Origin of the sequence: uncultured Senegalimassilia sp. (assembly GCF_934632265.1) — a bacterium.
In the GTDB taxonomy this organism is placed as follows: domain Bacteria; phylum Actinomycetota; class Coriobacteriia; order Coriobacteriales; family Eggerthellaceae; genus Senegalimassilia.
On record NZ_CAKTYH010000153.1, the window covers coordinates 1 to 3,716 of the forward strand.

Consider the following 3,716-nt stretch of genomic DNA (forward strand, 5'->3'; position numbering starts at 1 on the left):
GAGCGTTCCCTGGATGTAGAGGGGCATGATGGTTTGAAGGCCGATCAGGCCGGTTTGGATCAGCGCGACGATGATGATCGTGATGCGGTACTGCGGCACCTTCAGGATGTCCAGGCGCAGCATGGGCTCGTCAAGGTGCAGCTGCCGCCAGGCATAGGCGCCCACGAGCACCAGGCCCGCCGCGGTCAGCGCCGCCGTGGCAGCAAGGTTGTCCGAGGAGCTGAAGGACGAAAGCCCGTACAGCAGCCCGACCAGGCCGAACGTTGATAGCGCCACGGAGGGCGCATCGAATTTGGAGCGGCTCAGGCTTCCGTAAGGCTGCAGGTCCTTCACGGCGAAGACGATGATGGCGGCCGAAAGGGCGGTGACGATGGCGAAGATGGCGCGCCAGCCCGCCGTGTCCACGAGCACGCCGGAAAGCGATGGGCCGATGGTGGGCGCGAACCCCACGATAAGGCTGACCACGCCGATGGCCGAGCCGCGCCGCTCGCGCGGGATGACCAGCAGCACGACGCTGAACACCATGGGCATGATGAATCCGGTGGCGAACGCCTGCATGACGCGGCCGGCAAGCAGCGCGGGGAAGGCGGGCGCCAGCGCCGCTAGCAGGCTTCCGCCACCGAACAGCGCCATGCCCCCGATGAACAGGCGACGCGTGGTGAAACGGCCCATCAGGTAGGCCGCAAGCGGGATGACCACGGCCTCAGTGAGCGTATATCCCGAGGTCAGCCATTGGGCTGTGGTGGCCTCGATGGCAAGGTCGCCCATGATGGCCGGCAGCGCCGGCGTGAGCAGCGTGGCGTTGAGCACGGTCAGGAACGCGCCCGACAGCAGCAGCGCCAGCATCTTCAGCTCGTGTTTCGCGATCCCCAAACCCATTCGATCTCCTTGACGTGGTTCGGCCGTCGAGCGCTGCCCGCGCCCGACGGCCGTCGGTAAAACGTTCGATAGATGATAATCGAATGACGAAGCGAGGTGGGCGGGATACGCCGGGCAATATCGGCTATCGTTGCCAAGTACGAACAAACTTCGGAATCGCGGATGTGAAAGCGTTTGGCTTGCGGTGTGCCGGCTTCCCGGCGGCCAGGGACCGCGGCGCAGCCTAGACGCTGATCGCGCTTGCGCGTTCCCTTGCGGTGGTTTCGCGAAAGCGCCGCACGCCGGCATTTCCCTCTATAAGAAGGAGGCCCCATGGGCTTGAACGAGAACGTGGACGCGTGGCTTGACGCCGCGCCTGCGCAGGTGCGCGAAACCACGCAGGAGCTGTTGTCGCAGGTGGAGGCCATGCGAGATACGCAGACCATCTACCCTCCGCAGGACGATATCCTCAACGCGCTCGCATTCACCGCGCCTGAGGACGTGCGGGTGGTCATCTTGGGGCAGGACCCGTATCACGGGCCGGGGCAGGCCATGGGGCTGTCGTTTTCCGTGCCGGCCGGCTGCAAGCTGCCCCCCAGCCTTCGCAACATGTACAAGGAGATGGCCGCCGACCTGGGATGCCCCGTGCCCGAGCGCGGGGATTTGACCTCGTGGGCTGCGCAGGGCGTGCTGCTGCTCAACACCACGCTCACGGTGCGCGAGCATGCGGCGGCGTCGCATGCCAAGCTTGGCTGGCGGGTGCTCACCGACCACGTGGTGCGCCGCTGCCTGGAGGTGCCGCAGCCCGTGGTGTTCCTTACCTGGGGCAAGCATGCCATCGACCTGGTTGACGGGGCCTGGAAGGCCGTGGAGGCAAGCCCTGCGGCGCCGTCGCTTGCCAACAAGCATGTGCTCAGGAGCACGCATCCTTCGCCGCTTTCGGCCAACCGCGCTACGGCTGCACTGCCCGCGTTCATGGGGTCGCATCCGTATTCCCAGGTCAATCGTATATTGGAGGAAGCGGGCGAGCAGCCCATCGACTGGCAGAGCGTGCTTGCGAGGTAGGGCGGCGCCGCTTCCGGGGTCTGCGTCTTCCCCGTTGGCATCACATATCAAAACGAGTCGGGCCCCACGTGTCGGATGCGGGTTTGCGTGCGCCAGCGGCCTATCTGCAGAAACGCCCGGCTGCGGAGAGCAGCGCCTGCATGTCAAGCGGTTTCGCCAGATGCGCGTTCATTCCCGCGGCCTTCGACTTCTTGCGATCCTCGTCGAAGGCGTTGGCCGTCATGGCGATGATGGGCACGGTCGACGCGTCGGGGCGGTCGAGCGCGCGTATGGCGCGGGTGGCCTCGTAACCGTCCATGACGGGCATCATCAAATCCATCAGGATCAACGAAATCGCGCCCGGCTTCGAGTTGGCGAACATCCGGACTGCTTCCTTGCCGTTCCACGCTTTGATTACGGCGGCCCCGGCGGTGTCCAGGTAGAATTCGGCGATCTCCATGTTCAGGTCATTGTCCTCGACCAGCAACACGCGCTTGCCCGAAAGGGAGATCGGGGCTTGCGGTGCGGGCGTTGCGTTCTTGCTGCGCGCCTCTACGCTGTCGTTTACCTTGAACGGCAGCGTGAAGGTTATCTCCGTCCCAACGTCGGGCGTGCTTTGCACGCTGATGGTCCCGCCCATGGCGTCGATAAGCGTTTTCACGATGGACATGCCCAAGCCGGTGCCCTGGTAGCGGGTGCGCGCGCCGTTCTGCTCCTGCGTGAACGGCGTGAACAGACGATTGGATACGAACTCCTCGCTCATGCCGATGCCGGTGTCGGCGATCTTGAACTCGAACAGCGCCGTATCGCCGTTGCAGGAAAGCTCGGTGATGTAGGTGTCCACCCGTCCACCGGGCTTGTTGTACTTGATGGCGTTGCTGAACAGGTTGAGCATGATCTGGCGCAACCGCAGGTCGCTGCCGATGAGCTGGGTATGCTGCACGTTTTTGCGATAACGCTCATGGGAGATGTCGCTTTCCAGTATCTGGGCATCGACGAGCGATTCCACTTCGTCGGCCAGCGCCAGAAGGTCGAACTCGTCCTGCTCGAACACCGCTTGCCCGGAGTTCAGCTTGTTCATGTCGAGTACATCGTTGACCAGGTAGAGCAGATGGTTCGCCGAAAGCCGGATCTTGTCCAGGCATTGCCGGGTTTTGACGGGGTCCTGGTTGCTTGTGTCGATGATGCTGAGCATGCCCAAAATCCCGTTGATGGGTGTGCGGAAGTCGTGGCTCATGCGGTTCATGAACTCGGTTTTCGCCTTGCTCTCGGAATCGACAGTGCGCAGTGCCTGTTCAAGGCGGCGTTTCTCTGCTTGTTCCTGCTCGTGGAACGCCGAGGTGTTTTTAAGCAGCACGATGCCGCGCACGACGGGGACCTCGTCTTCGGTGTCGGAGCGATATTGCGAATCTTGCGACATGAGCACGACTTTTTGCAGCCATTGGGGCTTGCCGTCGGGCGTTATCTCGCAGAATTCGATGGTCACCTCGTTGGCGCCGCTCTTAAAGCGTGCGAGCAATTTTTCCGAGGAATCCGTGAGCTGGTAGCTTTCCAGCGTGGATGCGGTGACGGATTCGGCGTACTTGCCGCAAAAAGCGGTATAGGAGCAGGGCAGCTGCATGCCTGGCTCGGCAAGACCTCCGTCAGGCTCGAGGAACACCTGCTCAACGCGGTCGTTGGTCAGATTTACCGAATATGCCGCCTGCGCCGAATCGAGCAGCGCGTCCACGTAGCCGCCGCTGTTCTCAAGGATGGATTGTCTGAGCTGGTCGTAATAGCGGGAAAGCTGCTGCTTCTCGCTTGCGGTGCCGTCG

At 63.0% G+C, this 3,716-nt stretch carries 3 protein-coding genes; 1 reads left to right on the forward strand and 2 read right to left on the reverse strand.

The genetic code is table 11. The features are described 5' to 3' along the window. On the reverse strand, positions 1 to 879 hold an 879-nt coding region (locus Q0H50_RS08805; protein WP_294421531.1), incomplete at its 3' end, for an MFS transporter. A 312-nt stretch (positions 880 to 1,191) separates the two neighbouring features. Here Q0H50_RS08805 and ung point away from each other — a divergent pair. Further along, the gene (ung, locus tag Q0H50_RS08810; RefSeq protein ID WP_294421533.1) at positions 1,192 to 1,923 is read left to right on the forward strand and encodes a uracil-DNA glycosylase; all 732 of its coding nucleotides are present in this window, start codon (positions 1,192 to 1,194) and stop codon (positions 1,921 to 1,923) included. 100 nt (positions 1,924 to 2,023) lie between these two features. Here ung and Q0H50_RS08815 read toward each other — a convergent pair. Then, positions 2,024 to 3,716, reverse strand: a 1,693-nt coding sequence (locus Q0H50_RS08815; protein ID WP_294421534.1) for an ATP-binding protein, incomplete at its 5' end; no start/stop codon positions are given.